The 20,387-nt window shown below is 72.8% G+C and carries 18 protein-coding genes; 13 read left to right on the top strand and 5 right to left on the bottom strand.

Features of this window, described 5'->3' with window-relative positions:
* Nucleotides 1–28 precede the first annotated feature (28 nt).
* The 6 genes from IEZ24_RS08615 to yidC are packed head-to-tail and all read left to right on the top strand — an operon-like array spanning nucleotide 29 to nucleotide 6,865.
* A complete protein-coding gene (locus IEZ24_RS08615) occupies nucleotides 29–1,747 on the top strand; it encodes a glycerol-3-phosphate dehydrogenase/oxidase (RefSeq protein WP_129455388.1) in 1,719 nt (572 codons plus the stop codon).
* Nucleotides 1,748–1,785: 38 nt separating this feature from the next.
* Nucleotides 1,786–2,538 carry an IclR family transcriptional regulator gene (locus tag IEZ24_RS22305; protein WP_129455387.1) on the top strand — a complete coding sequence of 251 codons (753 nt, stop codon included), beginning with the start codon at nucleotides 1,786–1,788 and terminating at the stop codon, nucleotides 2,536–2,538.
* Nucleotides 2,535–4,043 carry a glycerol kinase GlpK gene (gene glpK / locus IEZ24_RS08605; RefSeq protein WP_129455386.1) on the top strand — a complete coding sequence of 503 codons (1,509 nt, stop codon included), beginning with the start codon at nucleotides 2,535–2,537 and terminating at the stop codon, nucleotides 4,041–4,043. The genes IEZ24_RS22305 and glpK overlap by 4 nt, the downstream gene beginning before the upstream one ends.
* Nucleotides 4,040–5,713 (top strand): phospho-sugar mutase, encoded by a 1,674-nt coding sequence (locus tag IEZ24_RS08600; RefSeq protein ID WP_129455385.1) that lies wholly within the window; start codon nucleotides 4,040–4,042, stop codon nucleotides 5,711–5,713. Before glpK ends, IEZ24_RS08600 begins: the two co-directional genes overlap by 4 nt.
* A gap of 9 nt (nucleotides 5,714–5,722) precedes the next feature.
* The gene (locus IEZ24_RS08595; RefSeq protein WP_129455384.1) at nucleotides 5,723–6,010 is read left to right on the top strand and encodes a hypothetical protein; all 288 of its coding nucleotides are present in this window, start codon (nucleotides 5,723–5,725) and stop codon (nucleotides 6,008–6,010) included.
* Between the two features lie 57 nt (nucleotides 6,011–6,067).
* Nucleotides 6,068–6,865 (top strand): membrane protein insertase YidC, encoded by a 798-nt coding sequence (yidC, locus tag IEZ24_RS08590; protein ID WP_129455383.1) that lies wholly within the window; start codon nucleotides 6,068–6,070, stop codon nucleotides 6,863–6,865.
* Between the two features lie 13 nt (nucleotides 6,866–6,878).
* Here yidC and IEZ24_RS08585 read toward each other — a convergent pair whose 3' ends face one another.
* The gene (locus IEZ24_RS08585; protein ID WP_224745070.1) at nucleotides 6,879–7,826 is read right to left on the bottom strand and encodes an NAD(P)-dependent alcohol dehydrogenase; all 948 of its coding nucleotides are present in this window, start codon (nucleotides 7,824–7,826) and stop codon (nucleotides 6,879–6,881) included.
* Between the two features lie 83 nt (nucleotides 7,827–7,909).
* Here IEZ24_RS08585 and IEZ24_RS08580 point away from each other — a divergent pair, with 83 nt between their 5' ends.
* Nucleotides 7,910–8,563, top strand: a complete 654-nt coding sequence (locus IEZ24_RS08580; protein ID WP_129455381.1) for a TetR/AcrR family transcriptional regulator — start codon at nucleotides 7,910–7,912, stop codon at nucleotides 8,561–8,563.
* A 103-nt stretch (nucleotides 8,564–8,666) separates the two neighbouring features.
* Entirely contained in the window at nucleotides 8,667–10,703 is a 2,037-nt protein-coding gene (locus IEZ24_RS08575) for a hypothetical protein (protein ID WP_165356088.1), read from the top strand.
* Between the two features lie 9 nt (nucleotides 10,704–10,712).
* Here IEZ24_RS08575 and IEZ24_RS08570 read toward each other — a convergent pair whose 3' ends face one another.
* Nucleotides 10,713–11,321, bottom strand: a complete 609-nt coding sequence (locus tag IEZ24_RS08570; protein WP_129455380.1) for a hypothetical protein — start codon at nucleotides 11,319–11,321, stop codon at nucleotides 10,713–10,715.
* 78 nt (nucleotides 11,322–11,399) lie between these two features.
* On the opposite strand from IEZ24_RS08570, the gene deoC reads away from it, so the two are divergent.
* The 3 genes from deoC to IEZ24_RS08555 are packed head-to-tail and all read left to right on the top strand — an operon-like array spanning nucleotide 11,400 to nucleotide 14,709.
* Nucleotides 11,400–12,392 (top strand): deoxyribose-phosphate aldolase, encoded by a 993-nt coding sequence (gene deoC / locus IEZ24_RS08565; protein WP_129455379.1) that lies wholly within the window; start codon nucleotides 11,400–11,402, stop codon nucleotides 12,390–12,392.
* Nucleotides 12,393–12,397: 5 nt separating this feature from the next.
* Entirely contained in the window at nucleotides 12,398–13,852 is a 1,455-nt protein-coding gene (locus IEZ24_RS08560; protein ID WP_129455378.1) for an aldehyde dehydrogenase family protein, read from the top strand.
* Complete coding sequence (locus IEZ24_RS08555) at nucleotides 13,849–14,709, top strand: aldehyde dehydrogenase family protein (protein WP_129455377.1); 861 nt, start codon at nucleotides 13,849–13,851, stop codon at nucleotides 14,707–14,709. The genes IEZ24_RS08560 and IEZ24_RS08555 overlap by 4 nt, the downstream gene beginning before the upstream one ends.
* A 65-nt stretch (nucleotides 14,710–14,774) precedes the next feature.
* Here the strand turns inward: IEZ24_RS08555 and IEZ24_RS08550 are convergent, their stop codons facing one another.
* A complete protein-coding gene (locus IEZ24_RS08550) occupies nucleotides 14,775–16,439 on the bottom strand; it encodes a substrate-binding domain-containing protein (protein ID WP_129455376.1) in 1,665 nt (554 codons plus the stop codon).
* Nucleotides 16,440–16,534: 95 nt separating this feature from the next.
* On the opposite strand from IEZ24_RS08550, the gene IEZ24_RS08545 reads away from it, so the two are divergent.
* Entirely contained in the window at nucleotides 16,535–17,161 is a 627-nt protein-coding gene (locus IEZ24_RS08545) for an ATP-binding protein (RefSeq protein ID WP_129455375.1), read from the top strand.
* Here the strand turns inward: IEZ24_RS08545 and IEZ24_RS08540 are convergent.
* Nucleotides 17,136–18,230: an adenosine deaminase gene (locus IEZ24_RS08540; RefSeq protein ID WP_439116362.1), complete on the bottom strand. Its 1,095-nt coding sequence runs from the start codon at nucleotides 18,228–18,230 to the stop codon at nucleotides 17,136–17,138. The two genes, IEZ24_RS08545 and IEZ24_RS08540, sit on opposite strands and share 26 nt — an antisense overlap.
* Before the next feature lie 43 nt (nucleotides 18,231–18,273).
* Here IEZ24_RS08540 and IEZ24_RS08535 point away from each other — a divergent pair, with 43 nt between their 5' ends.
* The gene (locus IEZ24_RS08535) at nucleotides 18,274–18,726 is read left to right on the top strand and encodes a MaoC family dehydratase (protein ID WP_129455373.1); all 453 of its coding nucleotides are present in this window, start codon (nucleotides 18,274–18,276) and stop codon (nucleotides 18,724–18,726) included.
* Nucleotides 18,727–18,735: 9 nt separating this feature from the next.
* Here the strand turns inward: IEZ24_RS08535 and IEZ24_RS08530 are convergent, their stop codons facing one another.
* The gene (locus IEZ24_RS08530) at nucleotides 18,736–20,355 is read right to left on the bottom strand and encodes a VWA domain-containing protein (RefSeq protein ID WP_129455372.1); all 1,620 of its coding nucleotides are present in this window, start codon (nucleotides 20,353–20,355) and stop codon (nucleotides 18,736–18,738) included.
* Between the last annotated feature and the right edge of the window lie 32 nt (nucleotides 20,356–20,387).

Here is a 20,387-nt window from a genome sequence, read left to right as displayed (position 1 = left end):
CAGAGAAGAGACCGAAGGAGACAAACGCGTGACCACCACCCGACCTCTGGACCCCACCTACCGCGAGCAGGCCTGGCAGACCCTCGACGGCGGACGCTTCGACCTGCTCGTCGTCGGCGGCGGGGTCACCGGGGCAGGCATCGCGCTCGACGCCGCCACCCGCGGACTCAGGGTCGCGCTCGTCGAGCAGGCTGACCTGGCGAGCGGCACCTCCTCGCGCTCCTCCAAGCTCTTCCACGGCGGACTCCGCTACCTCGAGCAGCTGAACTTCGGCCTGGTGCGCGAGGCCCTGCGCGAGCGGGAGCTGATGCTCACCCGGCTCGCCCCGCACCTCGTCAAGCCCGTCTCCTTCCTCTACCCGCTCGCGCGCCGGTGGTGGGAGCGGCCCTACGTCACCGCGGGCCTGACCCTCTACGACACGATGGGCGGAGCGCGATCGGTTCCCGGTCACTCCCAGCTGTCGCGCCGTGGGGCGCTGCGGCTCGCGCCCGCACTGCGCCCGGACGCGCTGGTCGGCGCCCTGCGCTACTACGACGCCCAGGCCGACGATGCCCGCCACACCATGATGGTGGCACGCACCGCGGCCGCGTACGGAGCCACCGTCGCGACCTCGGTGCAGGTCACCGACTTCGAACGGGTCGGTGAGCGTGTGGTGGGCGCGCTCCTGAAGGACGTCGAGACCGGCCGGACCGGTGCCGTGCGTTCCTCGGTGGTCGTCAACGCCTCCGGCGTGTGGACCGATTCCGTCCAAGCACTCTCGGGCGCCGGGGGACGGTTCCGCGTCCGTGCCTCCAAGGGCGTGCACCTGGTGGTGCCGCGGCACCGGATCCCGTCGGAGACCGGCCTGATCCTGCGCACCGAGAAGTCGGTGCTCTTCGTGATTCCGTGGGGCACCCACTGGATCGTGGGCACGACCGACACCGACTGGAACCTCGACCTGTCCCACCCAGCGGCGAGCCGGGCCGACATCGACTACATCCTCGACCAGGTCAACACGGTGCTGACCTCCCCCCTCACCCACGACGACATCGAGGGGGTGTACGCCGGGCTGCGTCCGCTCCTGGCCGGGGAGAGCGACTCGACATCACAGCTCTCGCGCGAGCACGCCGTCGCCCGCTCGCAGCCCGGACTCGTGTCCGTGGCCGGCGGGAAGTACACGACCTACCGCGTGATGGCCGCGGACGCCGTCGACCTGGCCGCCGAGGACCTTCCGGGGCCCGTGCCCGACAGTGTCACCGCCGACATCCCGCTGCTGGGGGCCGAGGGCTATGCCGCGCTGGTGCACCAGGTCCCGCGGCTCGCCGCGACCAGCGGACTGCCTGAGTGGCGGGTACGCCGCCTGCTCGACCGCTACGGCTCGCTGGTCCACGAGCTGTTCGACCTCGCGGCTGCCGAGCCGGACCTGTGGGAGCCGCTGGAGGGCGCCCCGGAGTACCTGCGCGCCGAGATCCGCTACGCGGCCACCCACGAGGGTGCCCTGCACCTCGACGACGTCCTCGCCCGGCGCACCCGGATCTCGATCGAGACCCCCGACCGTGGCGTGGCGTGCGCGCCGGCCACGGCCGCGCTGGTGGGCGCGGTCCTCGGCTGGGACGAGGAGCGGGTCGCGGACGAGGTCGAGGCGTACGCCGCGCGCGTCGCGGCCGAGCGGGAGTCGCAGCGGGCGGAGCACGACCTCGACGCCAACGCCGAACGGCTGGTCGCTCCGGACATCCGCAAGCGCTCCGTCGGGCGGGCGCTGTCGTGACCGCGTCCGCCACAGTCCCCCGTCGGGAGCCCTGACCCGTGCCGGGCAACGTGCAGGCGGTCGAGCGAGCCGCCGCCGTCCTCACGGTGGTGGCCTCTGCCAGCCGTCCCCTCGGGCTCGCGGACATCGCCGCCGCGGTCGACCTGCCGAAGACGACGGTCCACGGGCTGCTCTCCACGCTGCGCTCGGTGGGGTGGGTCGAGCAGGACCGGCCCACCGGGGCCTACCGCGTGTCCCGCGCGCTGGCAGGCATCGCGCAGTCCCTCGACGTCGCCGACCTGCGCAGCGCGGCGACCCCGTGGATGGATGCGTTGGCGGCCGAGACCGGGCTCGAGGTCCACCTCGTCAGGATCCAGGGCAGCGCCGCGGTGGTGGTGCAGCACGTCTACCGGCCCGACAACAGCCCGCAGCGGCTGCGCGTGGGCGAGGAGATGCCGCTCCACGCCACCGCCAGCGGGAAGGTGCTCCTCGCGAACGCCACGCCGGAGCCGGTCGCCGCAGCGGCGCGCCCGGAGCGCTTCACCCGTCACACCCTGGTGGAGGGGGTCGAGCTCGAGGCCGAGCTCGACCGGGTCAGGCGCGACGGCTACGCCATGGAGGTCGGCGAGTACTACCCCGACGTCTCCTCGGTCGCCGTACCCGTCCGGGACTCCCTCGGGGACACAGCCGCCGCCCTGGCGGTGCTCGGCCCACGCCAGGAGCTGCCATCCGGCAACGGGCGCCCCGACCTGGTGACTCCCCTCGTCCGGGCCGCCGGCTCCGTCTCCCGCACGCTGTGGATCTCGGCATGACCGTCCCCCGCCTGGTGGCGGCCATCGACCAGGGCACCGGCTCCACCCGGTGCCTGCTCTTCGACGAGTCCGCCCAGCTGGTGAGCATGGCGCAGCGGCAGCACGCCCAGCACCACCCGAGGCCCGGGTGGTCCGAGCACGATGCGACCGAGATCTGGGCCAACGTCCGCCGCGTGGTGCCGGAGGCCCTGGCCGACGCCGGCGCGACTCCGGCCGACGTGGTGGCGCTCGGGATCGCCAACCAGCGCGAGTCATGCCTGGTGTGGGACCGCGCCACCGGCCAGCCGTTGTCGCCGGTGATCACCTGGGAGGACACCCGGGCCTCGGTCGTGGTCGACCGGATCGTCGCCGATGGCCACCACGACGACGTGCTCCGCGCCACCGGGATCCCGCCGTCCACCTACTTCGCCGCCTCCCGCCTGCGCTGGCTGCTCGACACCGTCCCGGACCTCGAGGAGCGCTGCCTGCGCGGCGAGGTCGCGTTCGGCACGATGGAGTCCTGGCTCATCTGGAACCTTGCAGGGGTCCACGTCACCGACGTGACCAACGCGAGCCGGACGAACCTCATGAACATCGAGGACCTCGACTGGGACCCGCACATGCTGGCCGTGTTCGGGATACCCGAGCGCGTGCTCCCCGAGATCCGCACCACGGCGGAGACCTACGGGAAGTGCAGCGACGTGCTGCCCGGCGTCCCGATCACCGCGGCGATGGGTGACCAGCAGGCGGCGCTGTTCGGGCAGACCTGCTTCGAGGTCGGCCAGAGCAAGTGCACCTTCGGCACCGGAGCCTTCCTCCTGGTCAACACCGGGGTCGTCCCGCAGCGCTCGCAAGCCGGGCTGCTGTCGACCGTCGCCTACGTGCTCCCGGGGGAGAAACCCGTCTTCGCCCTCGAGGGATCGGTGGCGGTCACCGGCTCGCTCGTCCAGTGGTGCCGCGACAGCCTGGGACTCGTTGCCACGGCGCCGGGGATCGAGACGCTCGCGGCGTCGGTGGACGACAACGGCGGCTGCTACGTCGTTCCTGCCTTCTCGGGGTTGTACGCCCCCCGCTGGGACCCGGCGGCGCGCGGCGTCATCGTCGGCCTGACCTCCTTCGTCAACCGCGGCCACCTCGCTCGCGGCGTCCTCGAGGCCGCTGCGTGGCAGACCGCCGACGTCGTGGCGGCGATCCAGGGTGTCGTCGACCAGCCGCTGCCGTCGCTCCGCGTGGACGGGGGCATGACGACCAACCACCTCCTGATGCAGACCGTCGCCGACGTCCTCGACCTCCGCATCGAGCGACCCCTCTACTCCGAGACGGTGTCGGTGGGTGCTGCGTACGCCGCGGGACTGAGCGCGGGCGTGTGGCCCGACCTCGACACCCTGAGCCGCCTGTGGCGCCGGGCGTGCAGCTGGGAGCCGGCGATGGACCACGAGACGCGCGAGCGGGAGCGAGCACGCTGGGCGAGCGCCGTGGAGCGGGCGCAGGGATGGATGGACATCAGCGATACCGTCCGTCCATGACCGCGACGCCGACCGACACCGACCTGCTCGAGCGCGCCCGCGCGTGGGCCGCCGAGGACCCCGACCAGCAGACCCGCGCCGAGCTGGAGGCGGTCGTCGCCGCCGCCGAGCGCGGCGAGGACACCGACCTCGCCGACCGCTTCGCCGGGACCCTCGAGTTCGGCACGGCGGGCCTGCGCGGCGCCCTGGGTGCAGGCCCCAACCGGATGAACCGCGTCGTGGTCACCCGCGCCGCGGCCGGCCTCGCGGCGTACCTCGAGGACACCGGCCACAGCGGCGGGTCGGTGGTGATCGGCTTCGACGCCCGCCACAACTCCGACGTGTTCGCCCGCGACACCGCCGAGATCATGACGGGGGCCGGCTTCAAGGCGCTCGTCATGCCGCGCACGCTCCCCACGCCGCTCCTCGCCTTCGCGATCCGCGAGCTCGGCTGCGCCGCCGGCGTCATGGTCACCGCGAGCCACAACCCGCCCCAGGACAACGGCTACAAGGTCTACCTCGGCGACGGCAGCCAGATCGTCCCGCCGGCCGACATCCAGATCGCCGAGCGGATCGCCGCCGTCGGCCCGCTGGCCGACCTGCCCCGCGGCGACGCCGGCCGACTCGTCGGCGAGGAGATCGTCGACCGCTACCTCGACACGGTCGCCGGACTCGCCGAGGACGGCCCGCGCGACCTGCGCATCGTCTACACCCCCCTCCACGGTGTCGGCGGCACGACGGTCGCGCAGGTGCTGGAGACCGCGGGCTTCGACGCGCCCGACATCGTCGAGGAGCAGGAGCACCCCGACCCCGACTTCCCGACCGTCTCCTTCCCCAACCCGGAGGAGCCGGGTGCGATGGACCTCGCCATGGCCCTCGCCGAGAAGACGGGCGCCGACCTGGTCGTGGCCAACGACCCCGACGCCGACCGGTGCGCGGTCGCGGTGCCCGACGCCCACGGCTGGCGGATGCTCCGCGGCGACGAGGTCGGCGCGCTGCTGGCCCACCACCTCCTTGCTCGCGGACGGCGGGGGACGTACGCCAACTCGATCGTGTCCTCCAGCCTCCTCGGCAAGATGGCGGCCGCGGCCGGCCAGCCGCACGAGGAGACGCTCACCGGCTTCAAGTGGATCGGCCGCGTCGAGAACCTGGCCTTCGGCTACGAGGAGGCGCTCGGCTACTGCTGCGACCCCGAGCACGTGAAGGACAAGGACGGCGTCTCGGCACTGCTGCTGGTCTGCGAGCTCGCCGCGCAGGCCAAGGCCGAGGGTCGCGGACTGACCGACGTCCTCGACGACATCGCCCACCAGCACGGGCTGCACGCGACCGACCAGCTGTCGGTGCGCTTCGAGGACCTCTCCGAGATCGCCGCCACGATGGAGCGCCTGCGCGCGACGCCCCCGACGACGCTCGGCGGGCTCGCGGTCGAGAGGGCCGAGGACCTGTCCGAGGGCTCCGCCGCCCTGCCGCCGACCGACGGACTGCGCTACTCCCTGGCCGAGGGCGCGCGGGTGATCGTGCGCCCGAGCGGCACCGAACCCAAGGTGAAGTGCTACCTCGAGGTCGTCATCCCCGTCGAGGCCGGCTCCGGCGGGGGCGGCGTCGACGCGGCCCGCATCTCCGCCGCCGGTCGCCTCGACGCGATCAAGGCCGACCTCCGCGGGGCCGCGTTCGGTGGCACCCACGGCTAGGCTGTGACCGTGCTCCGGACCGTGGTCGTCGCGCTGGCGTCGGTCGTCGCGGCGATCTCGCTCGCACCGACCGCCTCCGCCGTGTCGGCGATGTCGGCCGAGGCGCTCGTGGTCGTGGCGAGCCTGGCTGCGGCGACCGCGCTCCTCGGTGTCCACGGGCCCGCCGTGGTCCCCGACGCCACCCTGCGCGCGCTGCGACCGCGGCGCCGCGCCGCCTGCGTGCCCCTGGTGCTGGCCGGGCGGACGACCGACGTGGGGCACCACCCCGTCCGTCCGCGCGCTCCCGGACTGGTCTGACACGTCGCCCCCGGGCGACACGCACCCAGACCCGTCCCGCCTCCCCGAGGAGCACGCATGTCCCTGCTCGAACCGATCTCGCACGCCCTGGCGGCCGTCCTGGCCGCCACCCACCACGCCCTCGACGCCGTCGGCGCCCCGCCCGACGCGGCCGGCACCTGGCTGCTCGGCATCGCCTCGCTCGTCGTCATCGTCAGGCTCGCCCTGCTTCCCCTCGTCGTCCAGGGCGTACGCCAGGCGCACGCGGCCGCCCGTGCCCGGCCGCACCTGCGCGGCGTCGCCGAGCGCTACCGCGGCCGCACCGACGCCGAGAGCCTGCGCGCCCACCTCGACGAGCGCCGCGCGGTGTCCGCCGAGCACGGCGTGAGCCGCCTCGGCTGCCTGCCGGTGCTCGTCCAGCTGCCCGTCTGGATCTCGCTCTACCACCTCCTCGCCGACGTGGCGTCCGGCGTCGCGGTCGGCGCGATGGGTCCCGGACTGGTGTCGTCGTTCGGCGCCGCGTCCGTCCTGGGCGTCTCCCTGGCCGGTCACGGCTACCTCGGCTCGGGCGGCCTGCACCTCGCCGTCGTCGCCGGGCTCGCCGTGACGGCCGCGGCCCTCTCCTACGTCACCCAGCGGTTCGTCGTCGCGCCCAACACCCCGGTCGACGGCATGCCGGAGGCGATGCTCGCGGCCCAGCGGATCATGCCCGTGGTGTCGGCCGGGGGCATGCTCGTCGCAGGCGGAGTGGTGCCGGTCGCGCTGCTCGTCTACTGGGTGTGCAGCTCGACGTGGACGCTGGGCCAGTCCGCCGTCGTCGCGCGCTGGTTCCCGACACCCGGCACTCCCGCTGCGGCCCGGTACGCAGCGGGGTGATGGCCGGGCTCCGTCAGGGGACCAGGACCAGGTTGCCCACCTTGCGCCCGGAGTCGACGATGCGGTGGGCCTCGACGATCTCGCTGAGCGGCAGGGTGCGGTCGACCACCGCCCGCAGCTCGCCCGCGGCCATCCGCTCGAGCCACCAGGCGAAGTTCTCCGGGTCCTCGGAGGAGACACCCGCGCGGACGTCGCCACGCGCGAGGACGGTGTCGGCCAGGCCGGCCGCCACGAGGACCAGGACGCCGTCGGCCGCCAGCAGTCGGCGACCCGAGCGCCGGTCGAGGTTGCCGACGGTGTCCAGCACCACGTCGTACCTCCCGGTCAGCTCGGCCACGCGGTGCCGGGCGTGGTCGACGACCTCCTCGGCGCCCAGCGAGCGCACCAGGTCCGCGTTGCGGTCGCTGCACACGGCGGTGACGTGGGAGCCGGCCAGGTGGGCGAGCTGGACGGCCGCGCTCCCGACGGCACCCGAGGCGCCGTTGACCAGCACCCGCTTGCCGGGACCGACGAGGTCGCGCAGGAAGTGCCGTGCGGTGCTGCCGCCGAAGAGGATCGCGGCGGCCTGCTCGTGGCTCACCCCGGCCGGCTTGGCGCAGAGCCGGTCGGCGCGTACGGCGACGAGCTCGGCGTGTGCGCCCATGCGGGCGCCGGTCATCCCGCACACCTCGTCGCCGACGGCCACCCCGCCCACGCCCGGGCCCACCGCCTCGACCACGCCGGAGTAGACGACCCCCAGGACCGCCCGCCGGGGACGGCGCAGGCCGAGGGCGAGCCGTCCGGGCAGGGCGAAACCCCTGGGGAGGCGAAACCCCCGGATGCGGGCGTCGCCGGAGTTGAGCGTCGTGGCGTGAACGCGCACCAGCACCTGACCCTTGCCCGCCACCGGGTCCGGCACGTCGACCACCGAGACCACCTCGGGAGGGCCGTACCGCTCCACGACTGCTGCCTTCACGTTCATCTCCCACTGTTGCCTTACACCTGTAAACCTGTCTCGGACACAGTAGCCTTACGCCTGTAAGTCAGCCACCCCAGGAGCCGCCCATGTCCAGACCACCTCCCCCTCGACCAGCACTGTCGACGCAGCGCGTCATCGACGCAGCGAGCCGAGTGGCCGACGCCGCGGGGCTGAGCGGGGTGAGCATGCGCAGCGTGGGACGCGAGCTCGACGTGGAGGCGATGTCGCTCTACCACCACGTCGCCAGCAAGGAGGCGCTGCTCGACGGGCTCGCCGACTGGGTCTTCGAGCGCATCGACACGCCCTCGGCCGCGGGACCGTGGCGCAGCGAGCTGGAGGCCCGGGCGCACTCGGCGCGGGCGGTGCTGGCCGCCCACCCCTGGGGTCTCGGGCTGCTCGAGTCGCGCCGCTCCCCCGGGCCGGCGACGCTGCACCACCACGACGCCGTGCTCGGCTGCCTGCGCACGGCCGGCTTCTCCGTGGCGATGGCGGCCCACGCCTTCTCCGTGCTCGACGCCTACGTCTACGGATTCGTGCTCACCGAGGTCAACCTGCCCTTCGGGCCGGACGAGTCGGCCGAGGAGTTCGTCGGGGAGATCGGCTCCGCCCTGGCCGACCACCCGTACCTCGCCGAGATGGTCGCCGAGCAGGTGGTCGGTCGCGACTACCGCTACGGCGACGAGTTCGACTACGGACTCGCCCTCGTGCTCGACGGCATCGAGGCGGCCTTCGGGTCCTGACACCTGGTGGCGTTCGCATGGCGACCAGCCGGGACCCGCGTCCCGGACTGGACCGGTGCGCCAGGCCCTGTCGCCACCGGAGATGTCGGCGTACAACGTAAGGATGCGCCTGACACGCATCATCCCCGTGGCGGCTGCGACGGTGGCCCTCCTCGGCGGCGTGCTCCCGGCCGTGGCCGGACCGGCCGGGCCGGAGGTGGACGCGCGGACCCGCACCCTCGAGTGGACCAGGACCAACGACCCCGTCGCGCTCAGGCCCAGCACGGTGGCACGCGACATCGGGTGCTCCCCCACCGGAGCCGCCTGCGTCATCGTGGGACAACGCACCGACCCTGCAGGAGCGCGCGTCGCGGCCGCCCAGCGCTGGGACGGCTCGGCTTGGACCGCCGAGGCCGTGCCGTCCGACACCGGGCTCGTCGACGTGTCGTGCAGCACCGTGACCGACTGCGTCGCCCTCGAGGAGCCGCGGGACGACGGCGGGCTCGCCCGCCGGCTGGTGGTCCGGTCCGCCGCCGGGTGGCGCTCGGTCTCCTTCGACGTGCCGCTCGGGACGACCGAGGTCGTCACCGTGTCCTGCGCGTCCGCGACGTGGTGCCTGCTCACGGGCACCAGCCGCGAGGTGGCCGTCTTCGACGGGAGCACGGTCCGGTGGCTCCCGCGGACCATCACCGGCGTCAGCGCCGTCTCCTGCACGAGCCCCACCTACTGCGCCGCGGCAGGCGGGACCGGGTTCCTCGAGTGGGACGGCACGCGGTGGTCGGCCACCGTCCTGGACGATGCCGGCTACGTCGCTGACGTCGACTGCTGGGCCGACCACCGGTGCATGGCCCTGGTCGTCGACCAGGGCGGCAACTCCCCGTCGCCCTACCTGCGCACACCACAGGTCGCGTGGGCTCCGGCGGGAAGACCCGGTGGCCGCCCGGTCTACGGCGACGCGGGCGCGCTCGGCGCGGAGTGCGACTCCACCGGGACGTGCCACCTCCTGCACCTCGTCGGTCCGCGTCGCAGCCCCGTCCTCAGGCTCTCGACCTGGACCGCCGGCACCTGGAGCGCGCACGAGCTGCCGCGGCCCGACGGCACCGTCTCGGCGCTCGCCTGCCGGCCGGGCGAGTGCGTGGTGGCGGTCGTCCACTCCAACGACTACGTGGGATGGACCCACTCCAGCGCCCTGCACGGCACGGGCTCGCAGTGGACGGAGCGCGAGCTGGACGATGCGCTCGTACGGCTCCCTGAGACCGCGGCCCACGAGGCGACCTGCCCAGCACGTGGCTGGTGCCTGGCCATCGGGTACTCGGGCGGCGCGGACGCCTACGTCGTCCGAGGGGACGGTGACGACTGGCAGGAGCTCCCGGCTGCGTTGGCCGACCAGCGCGACCTCGACTGCTGGCGACCGGGCGAGTGCGTCGTGGTCGGGTCGGAGGGCCGGCGGCCCCGCAGCGCCCTGCTGCGGGATGGACGCTGGCGAGTGCTGCCCGCCGTCTCCCCGAAGTGGCTGGCGCGGGGCGCGATCACCGGGGTGGCCTGCGTGGGCGACCGCTGCACCTACTCCGGCCACTACCAGGCCAGGAACCGCGCCGGGACGGGCGTCTTCGTCGCGCGACGTGCCGCAGGTCGGTGGCGGGTCCAGCGGCTCGGGGCCCTGGTCGAGAGCGAGGACGCCTTCACCGGACGCCCGTCGATGGACTGCCCCACGGCCTCGCGGTGCGTGGTGGTGACCTCGATGGTGCTGACCGGGGACCAGGAACCCACCTCGTTCGAGGCAGCGCTGGTCGGCGAGCGGTGGCGCTGGACGAGGCTCGGCACCGGGTTCTCCCTGTTCGAGGTCGACTGCGCCGACGCGGAGCACTGCGTCGCCGGCGGCGAGGACGGACGCCCTGGGCTCATCCTCGCCCGCGACGCAGCCGGCGCGTGGCGGCCGGTGCCCTTCCGCACGCGCAACGCCGGGTTCTACTCCGTGTCCTGCACATCGACCCGCGAGTGCTACGTCGCCGGGATCGGCAGTCCGGTCGTGCGGCTGTCGCGCGGGCCGACCGGCTGGCGGAGCCGCGGGTCCGGACCCCGCGACATGACTGACGTGGCCTGCTCAGGACCACGGTCGTGCCTGGCCTTCAACCCCGACGAGACCTGGGTCGGCCGCTGAGCAGCGACCTCAGAGGAAGAGGCTGAGGAGCAGCAGGGCGCCCGACACCGCGATCAGGGAGAGCGGCAGCACGTCGTGCTCGCGGCGTACGGGGTCGGGCAGCGCCAGCTGCTCGCGCGAGCCGGGCCGTACGCCGGCGCTCTTCCGCGCGCCGTCGACGAGCTCGTGGAGGCGGTGCTCAGCCCAGTCGGCATAGGCCATCCCGTCGCGCGGGCCGTCGTCGGCGCCGTGCGTGCGGCGCGAGAGCATGGCCTTGCGCCACGAGCGACCGACCACCGTGGAGACGAAGCGCCGGTCGGCGGCCCGCACGGCGAGCACCTGTCGTACGGCCATCTCCTCGACCGCGGCGAGCCGGATGTGGACGGTGTCGGCGAGGTTGCGCATCACGAGGTGCTCCTCGGTGACCCACAGGGCCGGACGCAGCATCGCCGCCCAGGCCAGCACCCCCACCAGCAGGCCGCCGGCGGCCACCCACGCCGGGAACCCGTCGTCGAGGTAGGCCACGCCCGCGACGACGAGCGCCGCACTGAGACCGACGGTCAGCCAGCCGGAGATCCGGCCGCTCGTGGGCTGGAACCGCTCCACGACGGCGTCGGCGTCGTGCTGCAGGCGTGCCATGTCGTCCTCGCTGATTTGGGCAGACTTTGGCCCCACACGGATTGCCGGGGGCCTCTCGCCCAACTCTATGCTGGGTCGGTGACACCCACTGCAAGCCCCACGGCGGGCGACACCTCCGCGCACGGCGTCTTCGACGACATCGTGGGCTCGGAGTCCTCGCTCCGCCGATTCCTCCACGGCCTGCCGGGAGTCGACCAGGTCGGGTGCGAGGCCCGTGCTGCTGGTCTGGCCACCCGGTCCATCAAGACCACGTCGAAGGCGTTCGCCATCGACCTGGCCATCCGGATGGTCGACCTGACCACGCTGGAGGGCCAGGACACCCACGGCAAGGTGCGTGCGCTCGCCTCCAAGGCGATGCGGCCCGACCCGGCCGACCCGTCCTGCCCCGCGACGGCAGCGGTGTGCGTCTACCCCGACATGGTCGCGACCGCCAAGCAGACCCTCGGCGACAGCGGCGTCAACGTCGCGGCCGTGGCCACGGCGTTCCCGAGCGGTCGCGCAGCGATGGACATCAAGCTCGCCGACACCCGCGACGCGGTCGAGGCCGGCGCCGACGAGATCGACATGGTGATCGACCGGGGCGCGTTCCTGTCCGGTCGCTACATGGACGTCTACGAGGAGATCGTCCAGGTCAAGGAGGCGTGCGCCAGGCCTGACGGGTCCAGCGCCCACCTCAAGGTGATCTTCGAGACCGGCGAGCTCCAGACCTACGACAACGTCCGCCGCGCCAGCTGGCTGGCGATGATGGCCGGCGGCCACTTCATCAAGACCTCCACCGGCAAGGTGCAGCCCGCCGCGACCCTCCCGGTCACGCTGATCATGCTCGAGGCCGTGCGCGACTTCCGCGAGCAGACCGGGCAGATGGTCGGCGTCAAGCCGGCCGGCGGCATCAAGACGACCAAGGACGCCATCAAGTACCTCGTGATGGTCAACGAGACCTGCGGGAGCGACTGGCTCGACCCCGACTGGTTCCGTTTCGGTGCGTCCACGCTGCTCAACGACCTGCTGATGCAGCGCACCAAGATGACGACCGGTCGCTACTCCGGTCCCGACTACTTCACGCTGGACTGAGGCCGATGAGCACCCCCACCCCCACCAACGTCTTCGAGTACGCCCCCGCGCCCGAGTCGCGCGCGATCGTCGACATCAAGCCGTCCTACGGCCTGTTCATCAACGGCGAGTTCGTCGACGGCAACGGCACGTCGTTCAAGACGGTCAACCCGGCCACCGAGGAGGTCCTCGCCGAGGTCGCGGAGGCCAACGACGCCGACGTCGACGAGGCCGTGAAGGCCGCGCGTCGGGCGTACACCCGGGTCTGGTCGCGGATGTCGGGCGCCGAGCGCGCCAAGTACCTCTACCGGATCGCGCGGATCATCCAGGAGCGCGGTCGCGAGCTCGCCGTCCTGGAGTCCATCGACAACGGCAAGCCGATCAAGGAGTCGCGCGACGTCGACGTCCCGATCGTCGCCGCCCACTTCTTCTACTACGCCGGCTGGGCCGACAAGCTGAAGTACTCCGGCTACGGCGAGACTCCGCTGGGCGTGGCCGGGCAGGTCATCCCCTGGAACTTCCCGCTGCTGATGCTGGCGTGGAAGATCGCCCCGGCGCTCGCCTGCGGCAACACGGTCGTGCTCAAGCCGGCCGAGACCACCCCGCTGACCGCGCTGCTGTTCGCCGAGATCTGCCAGCAGGCCGACCTGCCGCCCGGCGTGGTCAACATCGTCACCGGCGCCGGTGAGACCGGCCGCGCGATCGTGTCGCACCCCGACGTCGACAAGGTCGCCTTCACCGGTTCCACCGAGGTCGGCAAGGCCATCGCCCGTGCGGTCGCCGGCAGCGACAAGAAGGTCACCCTCGAGCTCGGCGGCAAGGCCGCCAACATCGTCTTCGACGACGCCCCGCTCGACCAGGCCGTCGAGGGCATCGTCAACGGCATCTTCTTCAACCAGGGCCACGTGTGCTGCGCGGGCTCGCGCCTGCTCGTGCAGGAGTCCGTGGCCGACGAGGTGCTCGAGCGCCTCAAGCGCCGCATGTCCACGCTGCGGATGGGCGACCCGCTCGACAAGAACACCGACGTCGGCGCGATCAACTCCGGCGAGCAGCTCAAGCGGATCCGCGAGCTGTCGGAGGTCGGCGACGCCGAGGGAGCCGAGCGGTGGGAGGTCGCCTGCGACCTGCCCACGAAGGGCTTCTGGTTCCCCCCGACGCTGTTCACCGGCGTGTCCCAGGCGCACCGGATCGCGCGCGAGGAGATCTTCGGCCCGGTCCTGTCCGTGCTGACCTTCCGTACGCCGTCCGAGGCGGTCGAGAAGGCCAACAACACGCCGTTCGGCCTGTCCGCCGGCGTGTGGACCGACAAGGGCTCGCGGATCCTGTCCATGGCCAACCGCCTGCGCGCGGGCGTGGTCTGGGCCAACACGTTCAACAAGTTCGACCCCACCTCGCCGTTCGGCGGCTACAAGGAGTCCGGTTACGGCCGCGAGGGCGGCCGCCACGGGCTCGAGGCCTACCTCAAGGGAGCTGACCAGTGAGCCGCATCGACGTCCGCAAGACCTACAAGCTCTACATCGGCGGGCAGTTCCCGCGCTCGGAGTCGGGCCGCTCCTACGTGGTCAACGACGCCAAGGGTCGCCTGCTGGCCAACGCCGCGCAGGCCTCCCGCAAGGACGCCCGTGACGCGGTCGTCGCCGCCCGTGCCGCGTTCGGTGGCTGGTCGACGAGGACGGCGTACAACCGGGCCCAGGTCGTCTACCGCATCGCCGAGGTCCTCGAGGGCCGCCGCGAGCAGTTCGAGGCCGAGCTCCGCGCCGCGGAGGGCATCACCGCGGCCAAGGCGCGCACCTACGTCGACGCCGCGATCGACCGCCTCGTCTGGTACGCCGGGTGGGCCGACAAGATCACCCAGGTCGTCGGCAACGCCAACCCGGTCGCCGGCCCCTTCTTCAACCTGTCGACCCCCGAGCCGAGCGGCGTCATCGCCGTCGTCGCGCCGCGCGGTGCCCTGCTCGGGCTCGTCAGCGTGGTCGCGCCGCTGATCATCACCGGCAACACCGTCGTGGTCATCGCCAGCGAGGACAACCCGCTGACCGCGATCACCCTCGGCGAGGTCATGGCCACCAGCGACCTCCCGGGCGGCGTGGTCAACGTGCTCACCGGCTCGCAGGCCGAGATCGCCCCGTGGCTGGCCTCGCACATGGACGTCAACGGCATCGACCTCACCGGCGTCGAGGACGCCGAGCTCGCCACCGAGCTCGAGGTGTCGGCCGCCGACAACCTCAAGCGCGTACGCCGCCCCGCCCCTGACACCGACTGGCTCGCCGAGCCCGGCCTCGACCGGATGACGCAGTTCCTCGAGACCAAGACCGTCTGGCACCCGATCGGCGTCTGAGCCGCCCGTACACGCACGACGAAGGCCCCCGGAGATCCTCCGGGGGCCTTCGTGCGTGGTCGAGGTCAGCGGTTGAGCAGGGCCGAGGCCAGCACCCCGAGGATCTCGTTGGGGTTGTTCACCAGGTAGTTCTGCCCACCGGTCGCCGCGGCGATCTGCTCGAGCTCACCGGTGTCGGCGTCCTGCGAGATGCCGATGATGATCACCTTGACCGGCTTGGCCGGGTCGCGCAGCGACTTCAGCTGGTTGACCAGCGCGTCGAGCGACAGCGAGCTGCTGTCGTCGCTCGCGCCGTCGGTGAAGATCACCACGGAGTTGAACCACGCCGGGTCCCACATCTTCTGCGCGTGCTTGTACGCGGCGAGCGTCGTGTCCATGACGCCGGTGCCTCCGCGCACGCGACCGGCGAGGGCGCTCGCCTCGCGGCGGACGACGTCGCCGTGGGTCTCCCCGCCCTCGGCGGGGGCGTCGAGGCGGTCCAGGGCGGCGTACTCGGCCCACGACGCACCGTTCTCGCCGCGGTTCTTCGAGAAGCCCCAGATGCCGATGCGGGCCTGGGCCGGGAAGGCGTCGAGCGCGACCTGCGAGGCCGTGACGGCCAGGCCGATGCGGCTGGTGTCGCCGAGCGCCATCTTCATGGAGCCGGAGAGGTCGACCACCGCGAGGATGCTCGACGGGACCGACAGCACGCGCCACTGGCGCAGCGTGTCGTCCGTCGTCTTCTGCGCGACGGTGCTCAGCACCGTGGTATCGCCCAGGCCGATGTCGTTGGGCAGCGGGGTGCCCTCGGGGCCGCGGAGCTCGGCGGCCGCGATCGCCTCGACGCCCGCGCTGGAGGCGAACCAGCGACCCAGCGCGCGGCCCACGCGGGCCGACAGGTCACCGCCGGACGAGAGCAGGTCGGAGCTGCCGCGGTTCACGTCGATCAGGGGGTACTGCAGCATCGGCACGCCGGTCTGCGGCGCGACCAGGTTGAGCTGGTCGTTGCTGCGGCGCGCGGCGAGGTAGGCCTGCTCGGTGGCCGGCACGAGCTGCGTGCTCGACGCCGTGATCGTGGAGAGGTCCGTCTGGTTGGCGCTGCCGGCGACGGCGCGCTCGCCGTACGTCTGGGCGACCGGGACGGTCTTCTCCTCGATGGTGAGGGGGGTCTCGCCGGTCTTCTTCATCTCGGCGTAGGGCGCGAGCAGCGCCAGGGCCGAGGCGCCCTCGGCGCTCGGGTCGGCCATGGCGAGGCTGCCGCTGTCGAGGGCCGCGGCCCACGAGGCGGGCGCCTTCACCGCCGGGCCGCCGACGAGGCCGACCGGCGTCTGGGCGAGCACCTTGGTGATCGGCGCGCCGGTCCAGCCGGCCGAGGTCAGCTGGCCCTTCCAGGTCGGGCTGTCGGGGATCCACAGCTCCGGGAGCTCGGCGGCGGGGTCGCTCAGCAGCGCCACCACGTCGCTCACGGAGCCGGCCGTGACCTGGATGTCGATGCACGGCTCGTCCGCGTTGACGTCCTTGACGGCCTCGTTGACGAGGCCCTCCATCACCGGCGCGGTGGTCAGCGTGACCACCTCGGAGATGCAGTCGGCCTCGGGCTCGCTGCCCTCCCCGCGCATCGCGAGGAAGCCGATGATGCCCAGCACGAGCACGAGCACGAGCCCTACCAGCACAAAGGTCTTGCCGGAGCGCCCGCTGGGGCCGCCGGAGGTGTCCGCGATTTCGGGCGCGGTCGAGTCGTCCAGACTCATGATGTCCTCCCACAAGAACGTCAATCGGGGGTTTGGGCGAGACTAATCTCCTGCCCGACCGTCCGTGGCCGAACGACGAAACGAGTGCGTAACAAATGACACACGCCCAGGTGGTGGTCCTGGCCGGCCCGAGCGGCGCCGGGAAGTCCCGGCTCGCCGAACGCCTCGGTCTGCCCGTCCTCCGCCTCGACGACTTCTACAAGGACGGGGACGACCCCACGCTCCCCCGGATCACCACCGGGGCCAACGCCGGGCTCGTCGACTGGGACCACCCCGACTCCTGGCACGAGGCCGACGCCCTCGCCGCACTGCGCGAGCTGTGCGCGACGGGACGCAGCGAGGTCCCGGTCTACGAGATCTCGCAGAACGGCCGCTCCGGCTCGCGCGCGGTCGACCTCGGCGGCAGCGCCCGCTTCGTCGCGGAGGGCATCTTCGCCCCCGAGGTCGTGGCCACCTGTCGCGACGAGGGGATGCTCGCGGCGGCGTACTGCATCACCCAGCACCCCCTCAAGACCTTCTGGCGCCGCCTCACCCGGGACCTGCGCGAGCACCGCAAGCCGCCGCTCGTGCTCGTACGCCGCGGGCTGGCGCTGATGCGCGACCAGCAACGCGTCGTCGCCCACGCGGTGCGGCAGGGCTGTCGCCGCGCCACGGGCGACCAGGCCTACGCCGAGCTCACGGCCGCCAACCGCGCGGCTACGCCTCCGTACGGGCGTCGATGAGGGCGGCGTAGCCCGGCTTGACGACCTGGTCGATGATCGCGAGGCGCTCGTCGAAGGGCAGGAAGGCCGACTTCATCGCGTTGATCGTGAACCACCGCAGGTCCTGCAGCGTGTAGCCGAAGGCCTCGACCAGGCCGTGCATCTCCTGCGTCATCGACGTGCCGCTCATCAGCCGGTTGTCGGTGTTGACGGTGACCCGGAAGCGGAGGTCGGTCAGCAGCCCGACCGGGTGCTGCTCGAAGGACTCCGCCGCGCCGGTCTGGATGTTGGAACTGGGGCACATCTCCAGCGGGATCCGCTTGTCGCGGACGTACGCCGCCAGCCGGCCGAGCTCGACCGAACCGTCGTCGTGGACGGTGATGTCGTCGATGATGCGTACGCCGTGGCCGAGGCGGTCGGCGCCGCACCACTGGATGGCCTCCCAGATCGACGGCAGGCCGAAGGCCTCGCCCGCGTGGATGGTGAAGTGGGCGTTCTCGCGCTGGAGGTACTCGAAGGCGTCGAGGTGGCGGGTGGGAGGGAAGCCGGCCTCGGCCCCCGCGATGTCGAACCCGGCCACACCGCGGTCGCGCCACGCGATCGCCAGCTCGGCGATCTCCATCGACCGGGCCTGGTGCCGCATCGCGGTCAGCAGCTGGCGTACGACGATCCGCCCGCCGCTCGCCGCCATGCCGGCGTCGAAGCCCTCCTGCACCGCGGCGACGACCTCGTCGAGCGTCAGGCCGCCGGTGACGTGCTGCTCGGGTGCGTAGCGCACCTCGGCGTAGACCACGCCGTCGGCGGCGAGGTCCTCGACGCACTCGCGGGCCACCCGTGCGATCGCGGGGCCGTTCTGCATGACCGCGACCGTGTGGTCGAAGGTCTCGAGGTAGCGCACCAGCGAGCCGGAGTCGGCCGACTCGGCGAACCAGCGGCCCAGCGACTCCGCGTCGCCGGCCGGGAGCTCGTGGCCGATCTCCTCGGCGAGCTCGACGATGGTCTGCGGGCGCAGCCCGCCGTCGAGGTGGTCGTGCAGCAGGACCTTCGGGGCGGCCTGCACCTGGTCGCGGGTGGGAGTGCTCACCGGCACATCCAAGCAGGGCCCGCCATGGTCAAGCACTATCTTCGTGCTCATGCGCACCTTCACCACCCTCGACGAGGTCGCCTCGGCCGCGGGCACCGACATCGGCACCAGCGACTGGCTCACCGTCGACCAGGCCCGGATCGACGCCTTCGCCGACGCCACGCTCGACCACCAGTGGATCCACGTCGACGTCGAGGCGGCCACCGCGGGGCCGTTCGGCACGACGATCGCCCACGGGTTCCTCACCCTGAGCCTGCTCCCGCACTTCGCCTCGCAGGTCTTCCGCCTCGAGACGCCGGGAGCGCGGCTCAACTACGGGCTGGAGAAGGTGCGCTTCCCCAGCCCGGTGCCCGTCGACAGCCGACTGCGCTCGCACGTGCGCTTCGGCGAGGTGCGTGACCTCCCCGCCGGCAAGCAGCTGGTCGTCGAGCACACCGTCGAGATCGACGGCCACGACAAGCCGGCCTGCGTGGCCGCCCACGTGGTGCTCCTGCTCGGCTGAGGCACCGCCTCAGCGCGACAGCACAGCCCGCGCGAACACCCCGAGGATGTCCTCCGGCCGCGCCGCCAGGTAGGCGTCGCCCCCGGTGACCCCCGCCATCCGCTCCAGGGCCCCCAGGTCGGCGTCCTCGCCGATCGCGATGCCCACGATCCGCACCGGCCGGTCGGGGTCGCGCAGCTCCCGGAGGCGTGCGAGCAGCTGGTCCAGCCCGATGGACCCCGCGTCCTCGTTGCGGCCGTCGGTCATGAGCACCACGGCGTTCGAGTAGTTCCGGCGGTAGCTGCGCAGCGCCTCCCGGTAGGCGGCGAGCGCCGTGTCGTACAGACCCGTGCCGCCGTCGGTGAGGCCCGGCATCTCGTCCGCACGCTCGCGCAGCGCATAGCGCTGGGTGCGGCCGAAGCGCAGGTCGTCCAGCCGGCGGATCGGCTCCAGGACCCGCCAGTCCTGGCCGGGACCGCCCTTGTCGATGGAGAAGATCCACAGCCCGACCCGGGCGTGGTCCGGCAGGAACGAGAGGCCGATCAACGCCGCGTCGGCGAGGAGGTCCATCCTCGTCCCGGTCCCCGCGTCGAAGTCCATCGACCCCGACGCGTCGACGACGGCCAGGATGGCCGACGGGACCGCCAGCGTCTTCCACGACTGCACCGCGGTGACGACCGTCTTGGGGGTGGGCGTCGGCAGGTAGGCCGAGACGTCGGAGCGGGTGGCGGCGGACGACGCACCGCGCGCGGGGCGGAGGCCCTGCTCGACCAGCGCCCTGGCACCGTCCTCGCCCACCAGGTGGTCGAGCAGGCGCAGCGCCACCTCGCGCGCGCCGGGCGCCGCGTCCTCCGAGACGACGAGGGGGAAGTCGAGGACCGGCGCACCCACCTCCGGCGTGAGGTCTCGCATGCGCCGCCCGTCCTCCGTGAGGGTCAGCTCCTGCTCCGTGGTCACGACCAGCCTGGGCGACAGGGGCCGGAACATGGTCGGCCACACCTGCTCGTCGGCTCCCCGCGCGCGCCGGGCGCCGTACGTCTGCGCGAACGGCACCACCATCTGCTGCGCCTCCGCGGGCGTCCGGCCGCTCAGGCGAGCCTCGGCCAGCGGGGCCACCAGGGCCAGCGCACCCACCGTGGAGACCTCCGGGTCCGGGACCGTCACGAGGCCCGAGGCCTCCGCGTCGCCCCACGTGGCGAACCGGCGGGCACGGGAGCCGCCGACCAGGAGCACCGGGGTGCGCGCGACACTGGGCGCCAGCACCCGTACGCGGGCCTCGTCGCCGAGGCGGGCGCGGCCTAGCCAGATGCGGGACTCCGGTATCCAGATGTCGGGGAGGGCGCGACCCGTGGACACGCCGAGGGCCACCTCCGCGCCGGACCGCACGGTGGGTTCGATCGACGTGCACGCGGGCGCCACGTCGTCGACGGCGTCGACCACCACGTCGTACATCTCCGCCGCCACCGTGATGTCCACGCTGCGATAGCGGGTGCACCCGTCGCTCGCCTGCTCCGTCTCGTCCGGGGACGCCCACAGCAGGTAGGCCACTCCACCGCCGATGACCAGGCCGGTGAGCAGCAGCAGCACGATCCCGACCGCGAGCAGGACCCGCGGCGGAAGGTCACGGTCGTACTCGTCGGCCGTGCTCATGGTGTCCCCGGATCGTCCATGACAAACCTCCC

Origin of the sequence: Nocardioides ganghwensis (assembly GCF_014779655.1) — a bacterium.
Lineage (GTDB): Bacteria > Actinomycetota > Actinomycetes > Propionibacteriales > Nocardioidaceae > Nocardioides > Nocardioides ganghwensis.
Note: the sequence above shows the minus strand (reverse complement) of the source record. Positions and strands in the feature narration are given on the sequence as shown.